Origin of the sequence: Donghicola sp. (assembly GCF_025210255.1) — a bacterium.
Taxonomy (GTDB): domain Bacteria; phylum Pseudomonadota; class Alphaproteobacteria; order Rhodobacterales; family Rhodobacteraceae; genus Donghicola; species Donghicola eburneus.
Genome location: NZ_JAOARZ010000025.1, coordinates 1 through 14,742, shown reverse-complemented (window position 1 = coordinate 14,742; position 14,742 = coordinate 1). Strand labels below are relative to the sequence as shown.

Sequence of the window (14,742 nt, the reverse complement as noted above, 5' to 3'; positions counted from 1 at the left end):
GCCATGGTCGCAACTCCGAACGGCTTTGACCTCGACAACACCGGCCGCCGCATTGTCGTCGACCCCGTGACCCGTATCGAAGGCCACATGCGCTGCGAAGTGAACGTGGACGAGAACGGTGTGATCCGTAACGCAGTCAGCACCGGCACCATGTGGCGCGGTCTGGAAGTGATCCTGAAGGGTCGTGACCCCCGTGACGCTTGGGCCTTTACCGAGCGCATCTGCGGCGTCTGCACCGGCACCCACGCGCTAACCTCGGTTCGTGCGGTAGAAGACGCGCTGGGGGTCACCATCCCCGACAACGCGAACTCGATCCGCAACATCATGCAGCTGAACCTGGAAATTCACGACCACGTCGTGCACTTCTACCACCTGCATGCGCTGGACTGGGTGAACCCTGTCAACGCTCTGCGCGCTGACCCCAAAGCGACCAGCGAGCTGCAGCAGGCTGTCAGCCCCAGCCACCCGCTGTCCTCGCCCGGGTACTTCCGCGACGTGCAGAACCGCCTGAAGAAGTTCGTTGAATCGGGCCAGCTGGGTCTGTTCAAGAACGGCTACTGGGACAACCCCGCCTATAAACTGCCCCCCGAGGCAGACCTGATGGCGACCACGCACTATCTCGAAGCGCTGGATCTGCAGAAAGAGATCGTCAAGGTTCACACCATCTTTGGCGGCAAGAACCCTCACCCGAACTGGCTGGTTGGCGGCGTCCCCTGCCCGATCAACGTCCACAGCACCGGTGCTGTCGGCGCGATCAACATGGAGCGCCTGAACCTCGTTTCGTCGATCATCGACAAGTGTAACGAGTTCAACCGCAACGTTTACCTGCCCGACGTGATCGCCATTGGCGGCTTCTACAAGAGCTGGCTCTATGGTGGTGGTCTGTCGTCCAAGGCCTGCCTTGCCTACGGTGACATCCCCGAGAACCCCAACGACTTCTCTCCCGAGCAGCTGCACCTGCCCCGCGGCGCGATCATCAACGGCAACATGAACGAAGTTCACGACGTTGATCCGCGCGACCCCGAGCAGGTTCAGGAGTTCGTGGATCACAGCTGGTACGACTATGGCGAGCCCGGCATGGGTCTGCACCCGTGGGATGGCCGCACCGAGCCCAAGTTCGAGCTGGGTCCGAATGCCAAAGGCACCAAGACCAACATCAAAGAGCTGGACGAAGCTGGCAAATACAGCTGGATCAAGGCCCCCCGTTGGCGCGGCAATGCGATGGAAGTTGGCCCACTGGCTCGCTACATCGTCGGCTACGCCAAAGGTCACGAGGACATCAAAAACCAGGTCGACGGCCTGCTGCGCACCATGGATCTGCCCGTGGACGCCCTGTTCTCGACCCTTGGCCGGACTGCGGCGCGCGCGCTGGAATCCGAGTACTGTGGCCGCCTGCAGAAGCACTTCTTCGACAAGCTGGTCCAGAACATCAAGAACGGCGACGAGAGCACCGCGAACGTCGAGAAGTGGGACCCCAAGACCTGGCCCAAAGAGGCGAAGGGTGTTGGCATGACCGAAGCGCCGCGCGGTGCCTTGGGTCACTGGGTCAAGATCGAGAACGGCCGGATCGAGAACTACCAGTGCGTGGTTCCCACCACTTGGAACGGCTCGCCCCGCGACAGCAAAGGCAACATCGGTGCGTTCGAAGCGTCGCTGATGAACACCCCGATGGAGCGTCCCGACGAGCCCGTCGAAATCCTGCGCACCCTGCACAGCTTCGACCCGTGCCTCGCTTGCTCGACCCACGTGATGTCGCCCGATGGTGACGAACTGACCACTGTCAAAGTGCGCTAATCAGAGGATCAAACCATGAAATATTTCAAACTTGCTCTTCTGTTCGGCGCAACAGCGGCTCAGGCACATACCGGTCACGATGCCGCCCTTTCGGGCGCATCGCACTGGGTCCTGTCGCCCATGCACGGTCTTGGTCTCATTGCTGTGGCGGGTGTCCTGTACACCCTCCGCACAGCACGCCGGAAGGAGTGAGCCATGCCCGAGGATACAATTCACCGACCGAATATGGACGTGAACCCGTTGCCGACAGCCCAGCTGACCGGCGACGCCACGGCCGAGGACATCGATAGTATCCGTCGTCGGACCTCTGTCTTTGTCTACGAATGGCCTGTCCGCCTGTGGCACTGGGGTAATGCTCTGTGCATCGTGGTTCTGTGCATCACTGGCTGGTTCATCGCCAGCCCGCTGCCGACCATGACCTTTGCCGAGGCGACTTACCAGTTCGTCATGGGCTACATCCGCTTTGCACACTTTGCGGCGGGTCAGCTGATGACTGTGGGCTTCTTTGCCCGCATCTACGTGGCGATCACGGGCAACCACCATGCAAAACAGCTGTTCTATGTCCCGTTCTGGAACAAGCATTGGTGGGCGGAAATCATGTTCGAAATCCGCTGGTACCTATTCATGGAAAAAGAGCCCAAGAAGTACGTGGGTCACAACCCGCTGGCGCAGGTCGCCATGTTCTTCTTTATCACGCTGGGGACTGTCTTCATGCTGGCAACCGGTTGGGCGCTGTATGCCGAGGGCGCAGGTCAGGGCAGTCTGCCCGATCTGGTCATGGGCTGGCTGATCGCGCTGGTTGGGAACACCCAAGTGCTGCACAGCCTGCACCACATCGGCATGTGGTTCATCGTGATCTTTGTGATCATCCACATCTACGTGGCGATCCGCGAAGACATCATGAGCCGCCAGTCCATGGTCTCGACCATGATCTCGGGTCATCGGACGTTCAAGGATGACCGCCCCGATTGATCACGGCGTTGTCACTTTGGATAGGAATCGGAAAGGCGGATCTTCGGGTCCGCCTTTCTGCATGACAGCAATGTTCCAAAATACTCAATTAGTGGTTACTTACTTACCACCCCGTCAAGCAGCTAAGATCCTGAAATCCAGCTAACACACCAAAATTCAAAGGAAATAGTTTTCTCAGCCCAAAAGGTGAATTTCTTCCATCCCTTCGAATGGCCTGCCAAACTACCGGAACCAAGGGAAACCGGAAAGCTGGCTACCAGCCCACCGGTCTAGGGAGGAGACAATGATGATGCCGAGTGTGTTGGTTCTGGGTATTGGTAATGTGTTGTGGGCCGACGAAGGTTTTGGTGTGCGTTGTGTTGAGCGGCTCGCGCAGACCACGGCTTTTGGTCCGAATGTAAAAGTTCTCGACGGCGGCACTCAGGGTCTCTATCTCCTCCCCTTTCTCGAAGAAGCAGACGCGCTGATCGTGTTCGACGCGGTGGACTACGGTCTGCCCGCAGGCACCTTGAAGATCGTTGAAGACAAAGACGTGCCCTCTTTCATGGGCGCCAAGAAGATGAGTCTGCACCAGACCGGATTTCAGGACGTCATCGCGACAGCGCAACTGATGGGCTACTGCCCCGAGCGTCTGGTCCTGATCGGCTGCCAGCCCGTTGAGCTAGAGGATTACGGCGGAGGTCTGCGCGATCTGGTCGCCGCCCGCATTGACCCCGCCATCGAGATTGCCATGCAAAAGCTGGCCGAGATGGGCATCCACCCCATCGAAGGCGAAGGCGACACCAGCAATCTGGCCGACCCCTCGATCATGCGCAGCGCCTACGAGGACGGTCGCCCGTCCGAAGAGGACGCCTGCCGCACCGGCGACCACCGCTTCTTTCCCGAAAGCGCCTGAGCCATGTGTGTCGGCGTACCGATGCAGGTGCTGTCCGTCGACGGCATCGCCGCCCGCGCCACCGATGGCCGCGAAGAGGCTCTGATCGATCTGTCGCTGACCGGCCCTGTGCAGGTGGGTGACTGGGTCCTGACCTTCCTTGGCGCGGCTCGCGAAATCATCACCGAAGACGAGGCCCGCAAGATCACTGCCGCGCTCGACGGTTTGCGCAATCTGATGGAGGGCAACGACCTCGGCGATGCGTTTGCCGATCTGGACAACCGCGCTCCGCAATTGCCGCCCCATCTGCAAGCCGCGCTGGACGCGGGCAAAACCACAGCTTGAGAGACCCGCAATGACCCATCCTTTGATTGACCGTCTGACGACCGAGTTCAGCTGGCCCAAACTGGACAACCAGCACGACGTAACCGAATTCACCAGCCGCGAGGGCGTGCATGTCCTGTTCGTCCCCGGCGACCCCAAGCGCAATTTGGAAACCGCCGACGTGGCCGTGATCCTGCCCGAAATCAAACAAGCCTTTCAGGGCCGCTTTGACTGTGCGGTCGTGGGTGACGACATCGAACAAAAGGTCCGCGAGGAGACCAAAGTCCTCAAGACCCCCAGCCTGATCTTCTACCGCGAAGGCCAGATGATCGGCGGCATTCCCCGCGTGCGGGACTGGGACGAATACATGGCCCGCATCACCCAAATTCTCGCGCAGAACGCCACCTGCGAAATCGCAGAGGCCTAAGGCCGACAGGAGAGACGACAGATGGTTAGCAACTTCCACCTGCCCCCCATGGGCTACGGCCCCGGCTCGCAGCAGGATGAAACCGGCGAAGAGCTACAGTACATGCCCATGCCTCAGGACATGCGCACCTATCACACGCACTATCCCGACATGGAGATCGACGAAAACCTGCGTCCCGCCATGGAGTTGATGGCCGCCGTTGCAGGTGCCGCCAAGGCCTGCGGCGAAGGCGCAGCGAACCAGACCTTCGATCTCAGCAAGCTGGACGCCGAAAACCGCCGCCTGATCGCCGAGACCATGGGCCAAGGCGAAGTGTCGATGAAGATGCACGGCATTCCCGCCGTCGCCGCCCAAGAGTCGGTCTTCGCTGGCATCTGGGTGATGAAAGCCGCCGGCATGGACATGATCGAGGTCGGTCCCTCGCCCACCGTGGCGCGTGAGCGTGCGTTCAACCCCCGCCGTGCAGCTTTGGGCACCGATGCGCCCAAGGCCCCCGGTGTTCTGAACGCTCCGCCGCTGCTGGTCGAGCTGCAGGACAAATCCGCGGGCTACAGCCTTGGCGACGAAGTCCACGTGATCAACCTGACCCTTCTGCCCCACACCGAGCAGGATCTGGAGTGGCTGGACAAGGCGCTTGGCCAAGGTGCGACCGACATTCTGTCGCGCGGCTATGGCAACTGCCGTGTCACGGCGACCGCGCTGCCGAACGTCTGGCGCGTGCAGTTTTTTAACTCGATGGATGTGCTGATCCTCGACACGTTCGAAGTGACCGCGATCCCCGAAGTCACCGTCGCCGCCCCCGAAGACCTGATCGACAGCGGCGAGCGTCTGGTCGAAGTGCTGGAGGCCATCCGATGAGCGGTTTCGAAGGCAGCTATCTGGGAGCCAACGACAAGATCAGCCCGCGCGCCGTCATGGAGTGCAAGATCTGCTGGACCCCCTACGACCCCGAAGAGGGTGATGACACCCGTCAGGTTCTGCCGGGCACGCCCTTTATGCACCTGCCCGACGACTGGTCCTGCCCGAACTGCGACGCCCCCAAAGAGCAGTTTCTGGTGAACCACGACCCCGGTTCGGACGCGATGGCAGAGGCGGCTGTTCTGTCCGCAAAAACCTCGGCTTTGGTCACTGATTTCACCGAAGTCTGGCACGCCAAAATGCGGGATGTGCCGATCGTGAACAAACTCTTGCACGTGCAGGCCGTTGGCTGGCGGATGCACGAGGGACGACCCTTGGGCGTGCTGATTTCGCCGTGGTTTATGAACCTGATCCAACTGCCCGCCGAGGGCGAGGATTGGAACGACCTGATGGCAGGCTCCAAGGAAAACATCCGCTTCCCCTCGGGCACCTACGAGTTCATCTGCAACACCCGCGAACAGACCGGTGGCTACAAGGCCTGCTCTCTGTTCTCGCCCATGGGTGAGTTCAAATCGCAGGCCTCTGCGGTCGAGGTCGCTGAGGCTGTCATGGTCGCCCTGTTCCAAGAAGAACACCGCGCCGAAACGGATCGCAGCGCCGACATCCGCGCCGCTCGCAACGAAGAAATCGCCGCAGTTGAGGCCGCCGAAGCCGAAGCGCAGGCCGCCGCAGAAACCAAGGTCGACATTCCCGAAGCGCCCACCCGCCGTCAGGTCATCTCGGCCGGCATGGCATCCACCGAGGCCGAATAAAATGAACGCGCCCACCTCTTTTGACGCGGACCGTTGGACCGCCATTCCCGCCCCGGCCCTGCCGGTGACGCGGCTGGTGATCGGACGCCCCGTCGAAGAGGTGGCCGAAACCCTGCCGCGCATTTTCAACCTGTGCCGCGCGGCCCAAAGCACCGCCGTCAGGCTGGCCCTTGGCTTGCCTGCGCCCGACGCCTCGGAGGCGCTCGCCGATGAAATCCGGCGCGAGCATTTGTTGCGTCTCTGTCTGGTCTGGCCCCAACATTTCGGAGTGCCTCCCATTCCGATGCAGGCGAACGATCTGAGCACCCATCTTTTCGGCGCAGGTCTGCCCGACGATGTGAATGAGTTGAAAGTTTTCGCCTCTGGCAGCGCGGCTTTGGCCCCGCTGGTAGCGGCTGTGATGTCCCGTTTTGCACCTGCTGAGGCGGTGGCGAACGGGCTGCCCGTCCCGGATGACACGCGCCACCTCTCCCGCGCGCCGCAAGAGAATTCCGTTTCCGCCCGCCGTCGGGCCCACCCGCTGATGCTGGATGTGGAACGGGTTTTCGGTCGTGGACCCCTCTGGCGCGTTCTTGGGCGGGCTCTTGACCTCGGGGCCGTGTTGAGTGGCTGGCGTCCCGAGGCCCGCGTGCTGCCGGACGGATGCGTCACCGTTCCGGCGGCGCGCGGCATATATGCTGTTCGCGCCCGCACCGAAAATGGCCGCGTCACCGAATTTACCCGCATCACCCCGACCGACCACCTGATGGCCGACGGCGGCGTGATGCAACGCACCCTTGAGAGCCTGCCCCCTTGCGGTCAGGATAGGGCGCAAGCTGTGGTCGATCTGCTAGACCCCTGCGCCCCAGTGACCCTGCAAAGGAGGCCGCACCATGCATGAGATGTCCCTCTGCGAAGGCATCCGCAACGTGATCGAGGATCAGGCGCGCGCCCATACCATCACCCGCGTGAAATCCGTGCGAGTCGAGATTGGCCGCTTTTCCGGAGTGGAAAAGGATGCGCTGAGCTTTGCCTTTGACGTGGTGATGCGCGGCTCGGTCGCCGAAGGCGCGCGACTAGAGATGATCGACCTGCCCGGTCGGGCCATGTGCTACGACTGCATCCACGAGGTCGAGATTGAAAACCGCTTGGACCCCTGCCCTGATTGCGGCGGTGGCAAGCTGATGCCCGTCGGGGGCGATGAAATGCGGATCAAGGATCTGGAGGTAGTCTGATGTGTAATGTTTGCGGATGCGGAACCGGCAGTGTCGAAGGGCACAGCCATCACCACGATCACGGCTCCGGCCATCATCATCACGACCATGACCACGGCCATGGCCACCATCATCATCACCACGGTGACATTCACTTTGGGCAAGGGCCTGCGTGTGTCGAAGTGCCCGGTATGACTCAAGAGCGTCTGATCGAGATCGAGACAGACATTCTAGCCAAGAACGACCGCTATGCCGACGCGAACCGTGCCATTCTGGCCGACCGCGAGATCCTGACGCTGAACCTTGTCAGCTCGCCCGGCTCGGGCAAAACCACCTTGTTGTGCAAAACCATCGAGGCGCTTGGCGATCAGCCGCTCGCCGTCATCGAAGGCGACCAGCAGACCGCCAATGATGCCGACCGTATCCGCGCCACCGGAGCAAAGGCCGTGCAGGTCAACACCGGCAAAGGCTGCCACTTGGACGGCCACATGGTCGGCCACGCGATGGAGCATCTGCAGCTGGCCAACAATTCGATCCTGTTCATCGAGAACGTCGGCAATCTGGTCTGCCCCGCTGGCTTCGATCTGGGAGAGGACGCCAAAGTCGCGATCCTGTCCGTGACCGAAGGCGAGGACAAGCCGCTGAAATACCCCGATATGTTCACCGCCTCTCGTCTGGCGCTCTTGAACAAGGTCGATCTGGCCCCCTATTGCGACGTGGATCTGGACCTCTACGAGGAAAACCTGCGCCGCGTGAACCCGGGCATCGAGATCATCCGCGTCAGCGCCCGCACCGGCGAAGGCATGGACGTCTGGCTGCAGTGGCTGCGCGACCGTCTGGCCCAAAAAGCAAAACCCGAGGCTGCGGAATAATGACTGCGCCTTTGCCCTCTATCCTGCTGGTTGACGACGAAGAGCACAGCCTCTCGGCGATGCGCATGGCGCTGGAGGATGACTTTGACTGCTACACCGCCACAGGGGCCGAGCCCGCGCTGGCGATCATGCAGGAACAGGACATTCAGGTGATCTTTTGCGATCAGCGAATGCCGGGCAAATCGGGCGTCGAATTTCTGGCCGAGGTCCGTGAACGCTGGCCCGACACCGTGCGGATCATCATCACAGGCTACACCGAAACCAATGACATGATTTCCGCGATCAATGACGCGGGGATCTACCAATTCCTGACCAAACCGTGGCACCCCGACCAACTGCTCATGGTTGCCAAGAACGCCACCGATCTGTTCCGCTTGAACCGCGATCACGAGCGGATGTCGCTGGAAATGCGCTACCTTGCCCGCCGCGTCGAAAGCAGCGTCGAGGATCAGCGCAAGGCCCTGCGCGAAGGCATGGGGTTCGAGAATGTGCTTCGCTCTGCCAATTCGCCCCTGAACGCGGTGATCGAACAGGCCCGCCAGTTCGCCAGCTTTGACGTGCCTGTGCTGCTGCAGGGCGAGGCTGGCACGGGCAAAGGCCAGATCGCGCGGGCCATGCATTATGCGTCGTTACGCTCGGATCGTCCATTTTACGAAATAGACGTAACTGGGATAGATGACGAGATTCTGGAGATCGAGCTCTTCGGGGCCCGCCGCGGTGCTGTGCCCGGTCTGGCCTCCAAGAAAACCGGCCTCTTGCAAAAGGCCGATCGCGGGACGCTCTATATCAGTGGCATTCACGATCTGAGCCCCCGAATGCAGCTAGCACTGCTTCGCGTCGCGACCGAGGGCGCGTTCCGTCCCCTTGGCGGGTACGAAATGATCCGGTCGGACATCCGCATTCTGTCCGGTAGCGAAAAGGACCTGCGCCAAGAGGTGAGCGAGGGCCGCTTCCGCGGGGATCTTTACCATGCGCTCGGCCCTACCGCGCTGCATATCCCGCCCCTGCGCAGCCGCCTTGGTGATCTGCCGGTACTGGCGCAGCGCCTGTTGTTCGATGCGGCGGCCAAGCACGGCAAACCCGTCCACGGGATTTCTGACGACGCCCTGCGCTTTCTTGGAAATTACGACTGGCCGGGCAATCAGCGCGAGCTCGAGAACGAGATGACCCGCATGCTGATCTTCTCTCAAGACGCCACGCTCGGGCCGGAATTGATAAGCCGCCACATCCTGCAGGCAGCCCCCCGCGATGCCCACTCGGACATGCACACCGACGCGGTCCTGACCACTGAGGGCACCCTGAAAGAACGGATCGAGGTGATCGAGATGCGCATCCTGCGCGAAACGCTCACCCGTCTGAAATGGAACAAGAGCCGTGCCGCCAACGAGTTGGGCCTGTCCCGCGTCGGCCTGCGCGCCAAGATTGAACGTTACGGGATCGACACCCATGCCGATGCCGACGAGAGGGAGGATTAAGCCATGTGTCTGGGAATTCCCGGTCAGATCACAGCCATCACCGACCCCACCCGCATGATGGGCATAGCCGAAGTGTCGGGCGTGCGGCGCGAGGTGAACGTCGCGCCCATCGTCACCGGCGCTTTGGAAGACGTCATCGGCAAATGGGCCCTGATCCACGTCGGCTTTGCCATGGCAGAGATTGACGAGGAAGAGGCCGAAAAGACTTTGGAGGCCCTGCGGCACCTTGGCGAAGCTCAGGAAGAGCTGGAGGCGATGGTCGCAGGTGCCGCCGCGCTGGAGGTGCAGCCATGAAATACGCTGACGAATTCCGCGATCCCATCGCCGCCCGCGCGGCATTGGATGCCATTGCGCGTGTCTGCGATCAGATCGGCGCGACCGCTGAAAACCCTGTCCGGATCATGGAGATTTGTGGCGGCCACACCCACGCGATCTTCCGCTACGGCCTTGATAAGTTGACCCATCCGGGCATCGAGTTCATCCACGGCCCCGGTTGCCCCGTCTGCGTCCTGCCCATGCGCCGCGTGGACGAATGCGTCCAACTGGCCGAGCAGCCCAACGTGATCTTCACTACCTTTGGCGATGCGATGCGCGTGCCAGGCACCCGCAAGTCCTTGCTTCAGGCCAAGGCGGACGGCGCGGATATCCGCATGGTTTACTCGCCCCTCGATGCGCTGGAATTGGCCCGCCGGAACCCCGATAAAGAGGTGATTTTCTTTGGCCTCGGGTTCGAGACGACAACTCCCTCGACCGCCTTGTCGATCCAGCAGGCGGCACGCGAGGACCTGACCAACTTCACCGTCTTCTGCAACCACATCACCGTGCCGCCGCCCATCAAGGCGCTGCTGGATGACCCCTTCATGAAGCTGGATGGCTTTGTCGGCCCCGGCCACGTGAGCATGGTGATCGGCACGCACCCCTATGATTTCATCGCCGAAGATTACGGCAAGCCGATCGTCGTGGCGGGGTTCGAACCCCTCGACCTGCTGCAATCTGTTCTGATGGTGCTGGAGCAGATCCGCGACGGCAAAGCTGTGGTGCAGAACCAGTACGCCCGCGTGGTGCCCGAACACGGCAACCCCGTCAGCATCGCCGCGATCAACGATGTTTATGAGCAGCGCCCCAGCTTTGAATGGCGTGGTTTGGGTGAAATCGACCACTCGGGACTGCGGATCCGCGAGCAGTACAAAGCCTTCGACGCTGAAGAGAAGTTCGGCATCGGCTACGCCACCGGCACCCGCTCGGTTCAGGAACCCGAGGGCTGCGAATGCGGCGCGGTCATGACCGGCCGGATGAAACCCACCCAATGCCCGATGTTCGGCAAAGGCTGCACGCCCGAAATGCCCCTGGGCGCGTTGATGGTCAGCTCCGAAGGGGCCTGCGCGGCCTACTATCAATACGGCGGGGCCCGTGCTGTGGAGCCTGCGGAATGAACATGATGCGACTGAAACAGGACACCGTCACGCTGGCCCACGGCGGCGGCGGCAAGGCGATGCGCGATCTGATCGAGAGTGTGTTCACATCTGTCTTCCAGCCCGACGGGATGGAAGATCAGGCCCGCCTGATGGATGCCGCGTTACAGGAACCCGGTGCGCGTCTGGCCTTTACCACCGACAGCTTTGTGGTCGATCCGGTAGAATTCCCCGGCGGCGATATCGGCAAGATCGCCGTCTGCGGTACGGTGAACGATCTGGCCGTTGGGGGCGCGAAACCCCTTTGGCTGTCGGCAGCCTTCATCATCGAAGAGGGTACCGAGATCGCCCTTCTGCGCCGGATCGTCGAATCCATGCGGATCGAGGCCGAGAAAGCTGGCGTCCGCATCGTCACCGGCGACACCAAGGTCGTGGGCCGGGGCAGCGCGGACAAGGTGTTCATCACCACCTCGGGCGTGGGCGTGATCCCGGCGGGGCGCACTCTGTCCGCCGACCGCATCAAAGAGGGCGACGTCGCCATCGTGAATGGCGTTCTGGGGGATCACGGCGCGGCCATTCTGGCGGCTCGTGGCGATATGATGCTGTCCACCGACATCCAATCCGACTGTCAGGGCCTTGGGCATCTGATGCAGGCGGTTTGCGCGGCGGTTGACGTGCACGCCTGCCGCGATGCCACCCGCGGCGGCGTCGCGAGTGCCCTGAATGAGATGGCAGAGGCCTGCGGTTTTGCCATTGAGATCGACGAAACCGCGCTGCCCCTGCGCACCGAAGTCAAAGGGGTCTGCGAAATCCTCGGCCTTGATCCGCTGTATCTGGCGAACGAAGGCACCTTGGTCCTGTTCGTCCCCGAAGATCAGGCAGAGGCCGCCCTAGACGCGATGAAATCCACCGAGGCAGGTCGCGACGCTTGCATCATCGGCCGCGCAAAACGGGGGCCAAAGGGTCAGGTGACCATGCGCACCCTGTTCGGCGGAGCGCGCATCGTGGACATGCTGGTGGGCGAGCAACTTCCGCGGATTTGCTAGACCTTAGACCCTCTGCGCCACGGCGTGGAGGGCTGCTGCGCCCGCACGAATACCAAGCCCCTTGAGCAGACGGAACGGCGCGGGTTTGAGCGGACGGATGGGCACCGGTATATCTTCAAGTGCGATTTCCCCAGTGATATGCTGGGCCAATGCGCGGCCATATACGGTGCCAGGCGCGATCCCGCGGCCGTTGTAACCACCGACCGCCAATGCCTTGGGGCCCAATTGTCCAAGGCTTGGCAGGTTGTCATCGGTCATGCCGATTTGACCCCACCAGAAATGCTCGAATTCCACATTATACAGCTGCGGATACATTGCCTGTATACTGCGGCGCGCAAAAGCAGCATGGCACGACGCCTCGATCCCAAGCTGCCCCACGCTCCCAAAGATCAAACGCCCTGCGGCATCCATCCGGAAAGAGGTCAGGACAGATCGCGTGTCCCATGCTCCTTGTTTTTCGGGCAGGATTTCCGCGCGCAGCCTGTCGGGCAAAGGCTTGGTGGCGATATTGAAATAGGGCAGGATAGTCTGGCTGTTGGCCACTTCACCGTGGACACACGTCGAATATATATTTGTCGCAGCAATGAGCCATTCAGACCTGACGCTGCCCATCGGTGTGGTCAGAACCCACCTACTCCCATCATGTCCGGTTTTCAAAACCGGAGAGTGCTCAAACAGTTTGGCCCCTAAGCCAACTGCAGTCCCCGAAAGTCCACGAGCATAAGCCAAGGGCTGCACGGTTCCCGCGCGGTGATCCCAAAGCGCCCCCTCAAAACATCCAGTCCCAAGCTTGGTGGCGGCGGCTTTCTTGTCCAACACCTCGACTGGTGCATCTAACTGGCGCCACTGCGCCGCACGCTCGATTATTTCACTGAGCCCCGCCGCCCCAACCGCACAATGCAAGGTGCCGTTTCGCTGCGCTTCGCACGCAATGCCAAAGCGGTCAATTAATTCGAAAACATGCGCAGGCCCGTCACCTAAAAACGAGAGCATCCGGCCGCCAAGGTCTGCGCCCAAGGTTTGCTTTAGAGTTTCAGGCATGACCCACATGCCTGCATTCACCAAGCCGACATTTCGGCCTGACCCGCCAAACCCCACCGTCTCTGCCTCGAGTACTGCGACTGTCATCCCGCGCTCTGCTAAGTGCAGCGCTGCGGACAACCCCGTGTAGCCCCCACCAATCACCGCAACGTCGCAGACATGGTTCGTCCCGAGCTTCTCGGCGATGGGCGCATTCGGCGCAGTTCGACCCCAAAGGCCATGGGACGACGTGCTGTTCATTCAGGCCTCGCGATTAGATTGCTGAAATCAGATTGTCCGAACTCTATGCTTCGCGCTAGAGAGAGTTGGGTTTGAGGTTATTCCAATCCCGAATACCTCAAACGCCTGAGCGACGCTCAAGCGGTTCGTATTGGGCCTATTTATCGTAGATTTCCGGTACGACATGTAGCAAAGAGCCTTTGATATTCCTCTTTGTCATGCACGTGCTAAGTCAAAGGCTCACTATCAGAGCGAACGAACCATGCCGATTCCCCGACGCTTTTTACCCTCGACGTCTTTGCTTCAGGCCTTTGAGGTCACAGCGCGTACGCAGAATGTCACCGCAGCAGCCAAAGAACTGTCGCTGACCCAAAGCGCGGTGTCGCGACAAATTCGCGCCTTGGAGGAACAGCTAGGGACCGAACTTTTTTATCGTGAAAAGCAGAGCCTGCGATTGACCTCCGGCGGCGAACGGTATGCGCGCGAAATTCGCGAAGCCTTGCAAAAAATATCTTCCGCCTCAATGAGCCTCCGCGCGAACCCCTCTGGTGGAACGCTCAACCTGGCGATCCTCCCAACATTCGGAACGCGATGGCTGGCACCACGATTGCCTGACTTTCTAAGTAAGAACCCTGGCGTGACGATCAATCTCGTCACCAAAATGAGCCAGTTCGATTTTCGGAGCGAGGCGATCGACGCCGCCATCCATTTTGGCGAGCCGGATTGGCCAGATTGCGGCTTCCAGTTGCTCCGAGGGGAAGTCGTTGTTCCAGCATGTTCACCAGATTTCAAACAGGTGCATCAGTTAGAAACTGTCGAAGACCTCCTGCTTTCCCCACTTCTGCATCTAAGTTCACGTCCGGATGCCTGGGAGCAGTTTTTTGCGCTACATGGTGTTTTGGCGCCCGCCCTAGAAGGGATGCTATTTGATCAGTTTGCGACGGCGGCCCAAGCGGCGATGTCAGGGATGGGGGTGGCTTTGCTTCCTGATTTTTTGATCAAGGACGAACTGGAGCACGGTGTGCTCGTCCGAGCGTGCGAAGCGACATTAAACAGCAGCCCACAATACTATCTCTGTTGGCCCTTGGAGCATGGTAAGTACGGACCATTACAGGCGTTCAGTGGTTGGCTAAGGGATATCTGCGACGAGGATTGAGTTTCTTCGCGGCACAAATTCTGCTCGGGAGCATCTCCCCTTACGTTTCCCGCTTCGTGTTTCGGACATGTATCGCGCACGCGTCACGGCACTTATCCGTTCTCTTGGGGATCGGACAGAGAAGAACGAGAGTTGGGACAGCTTACGGTGTCTGATCGAGGAGCTTGTACTGCAACCGCGCTTGGCTGACGTTTATGCCCAGAAGATCACCAGCTTGCTCGGGCTCTTTTGGTTCTTCGTGCTGACGCGGACTACCCTAACGACCAC

Annotated in this window: 18 protein-coding genes; 17 read left to right on the top strand and 1 reads right to left on the bottom strand. The window is 60.7% G+C overall.

The window, feature by feature from the left end; translation table 11 throughout:
- Positions 1–3: 3 nt before the first annotated feature.
- From N4A58_RS11750 to hypE, 15 genes are all read left to right on the top strand, one after another.
- Positions 4–1,794, top strand: a complete 1,791-nt coding sequence (locus tag N4A58_RS11750) for a nickel-dependent hydrogenase large subunit (RefSeq protein ID WP_072709506.1) — start codon at positions 4–6, stop codon at positions 1,792–1,794.
- A 15-nt stretch (positions 1,795–1,809) separates the two neighbouring features.
- The gene (locus N4A58_RS11745; protein WP_293709836.1) at positions 1,810–1,986 is read left to right on the top strand and encodes a DUF6732 family protein; all 177 of its coding nucleotides are present in this window, start codon (positions 1,810–1,812) and stop codon (positions 1,984–1,986) included.
- Positions 1,987–1,989: 3 nt separating this feature from the next.
- The gene (gene cybH, locus N4A58_RS11740) at positions 1,990–2,766 is read left to right on the top strand and encodes a Ni/Fe-hydrogenase, b-type cytochrome subunit (protein ID WP_072709504.1); all 777 of its coding nucleotides are present in this window, start codon (positions 1,990–1,992) and stop codon (positions 2,764–2,766) included.
- A gap of 289 nt (positions 2,767–3,055) precedes the next feature.
- Positions 3,056–3,661: a HyaD/HybD family hydrogenase maturation endopeptidase gene (locus N4A58_RS11735; RefSeq protein WP_293709980.1), complete on the top strand. Its 606-nt coding sequence runs from the start codon at positions 3,056–3,058 to the stop codon at positions 3,659–3,661.
- A 3-nt stretch (positions 3,662–3,664) separates the two neighbouring features.
- A complete protein-coding gene (locus N4A58_RS11730) occupies positions 3,665–3,985 on the top strand; it encodes a HypC/HybG/HupF family hydrogenase formation chaperone (RefSeq protein ID WP_293709833.1) in 321 nt (106 codons plus the stop codon).
- A gap of 10 nt (positions 3,986–3,995) precedes the next feature.
- A complete protein-coding gene (locus tag N4A58_RS11725) occupies positions 3,996–4,391 on the top strand; it encodes a hydrogenase accessory protein (RefSeq protein WP_293709831.1) in 396 nt (131 codons plus the stop codon).
- A 21-nt stretch (positions 4,392–4,412) separates the two neighbouring features.
- Positions 4,413–5,249, top strand: coding sequence for a hydrogenase expression/formation protein (locus N4A58_RS11720; protein WP_293709829.1), 837 nt, complete (start codon positions 4,413–4,415; stop codon positions 5,247–5,249).
- Complete coding sequence (gene hybE / locus N4A58_RS11715; protein ID WP_293709827.1) at positions 5,246–6,061, top strand: [NiFe]-hydrogenase assembly chaperone HybE; 816 nt, start codon at positions 5,246–5,248, stop codon at positions 6,059–6,061. The genes N4A58_RS11720 and hybE overlap by 4 nt, the downstream gene beginning before the upstream one ends.
- A 1-nt stretch (position 6,062) precedes the next feature.
- Positions 6,063–6,941, top strand: coding sequence for a hypothetical protein (locus tag N4A58_RS11710; protein WP_293709825.1), 879 nt, complete (start codon positions 6,063–6,065; stop codon positions 6,939–6,941).
- Positions 6,934–7,275 carry a hydrogenase maturation nickel metallochaperone HypA gene (gene hypA, locus N4A58_RS11705; RefSeq protein WP_293709823.1) on the top strand — a complete coding sequence of 114 codons (342 nt, stop codon included), beginning with the start codon at positions 6,934–6,936 and terminating at the stop codon, positions 7,273–7,275. Before N4A58_RS11710 ends, hypA begins: the two co-directional genes overlap by 8 nt.
- The gene (gene hypB, locus N4A58_RS11700) at positions 7,275–8,126 is read left to right on the top strand and encodes a hydrogenase nickel incorporation protein HypB (protein WP_293709821.1); all 852 of its coding nucleotides are present in this window, start codon (positions 7,275–7,277) and stop codon (positions 8,124–8,126) included. Before hypA ends, hypB begins: the two co-directional genes overlap by 1 nt.
- Positions 8,126–9,601, top strand: a complete 1,476-nt coding sequence (locus tag N4A58_RS11695) for a sigma-54 dependent transcriptional regulator (protein WP_293709819.1) — start codon at positions 8,126–8,128, stop codon at positions 9,599–9,601. The genes hypB and N4A58_RS11695 overlap by 1 nt, the downstream gene beginning before the upstream one ends.
- 3 nt (positions 9,602–9,604) lie before the next feature.
- The gene (gene hypC, locus N4A58_RS11690) at positions 9,605–9,895 is read left to right on the top strand and encodes a HypC/HybG/HupF family hydrogenase formation chaperone (protein ID WP_293709817.1); all 291 of its coding nucleotides are present in this window, start codon (positions 9,605–9,607) and stop codon (positions 9,893–9,895) included.
- A complete protein-coding gene (gene hypD / locus N4A58_RS11685; protein WP_293709816.1) occupies positions 9,892–11,034 on the top strand; it encodes a hydrogenase formation protein HypD in 1,143 nt (380 codons plus the stop codon). Before hypC ends, hypD begins: the two co-directional genes overlap by 4 nt.
- A gap of 5 nt (positions 11,035–11,039) precedes the next feature.
- Positions 11,040–12,059, top strand: a complete 1,020-nt coding sequence (hypE, locus tag N4A58_RS11680) for a hydrogenase expression/formation protein HypE (RefSeq protein WP_293709979.1) — start codon at positions 11,040–11,042, stop codon at positions 12,057–12,059.
- A 3-nt stretch (positions 12,060–12,062) separates the two neighbouring features.
- On the opposite strand, the gene N4A58_RS11675 is transcribed toward hypE, so the two are convergent.
- Positions 12,063–13,340 carry an FAD-binding oxidoreductase gene (locus N4A58_RS11675; RefSeq protein WP_293709814.1) on the bottom strand — a complete coding sequence of 426 codons (1,278 nt, stop codon included), beginning with the start codon at positions 13,338–13,340 and terminating at the stop codon, positions 12,063–12,065.
- A 241-nt stretch (positions 13,341–13,581) separates the two neighbouring features.
- Here N4A58_RS11675 and N4A58_RS11670 point away from each other — a divergent pair, with 241 nt between their 5' ends.
- Together N4A58_RS11670 and N4A58_RS11665 are read left to right on the top strand one after the other, a co-directional pair.
- A complete protein-coding gene (locus N4A58_RS11670) occupies positions 13,582–14,475 on the top strand; it encodes a LysR substrate-binding domain-containing protein (protein WP_293709812.1) in 894 nt (297 codons plus the stop codon).
- 67 nt (positions 14,476–14,542) lie between these two features.
- The coding region (locus tag N4A58_RS11665; protein WP_293709810.1) for a hypothetical protein at positions 14,543–14,742 on the top strand (200 nt) is incomplete at its 3' end.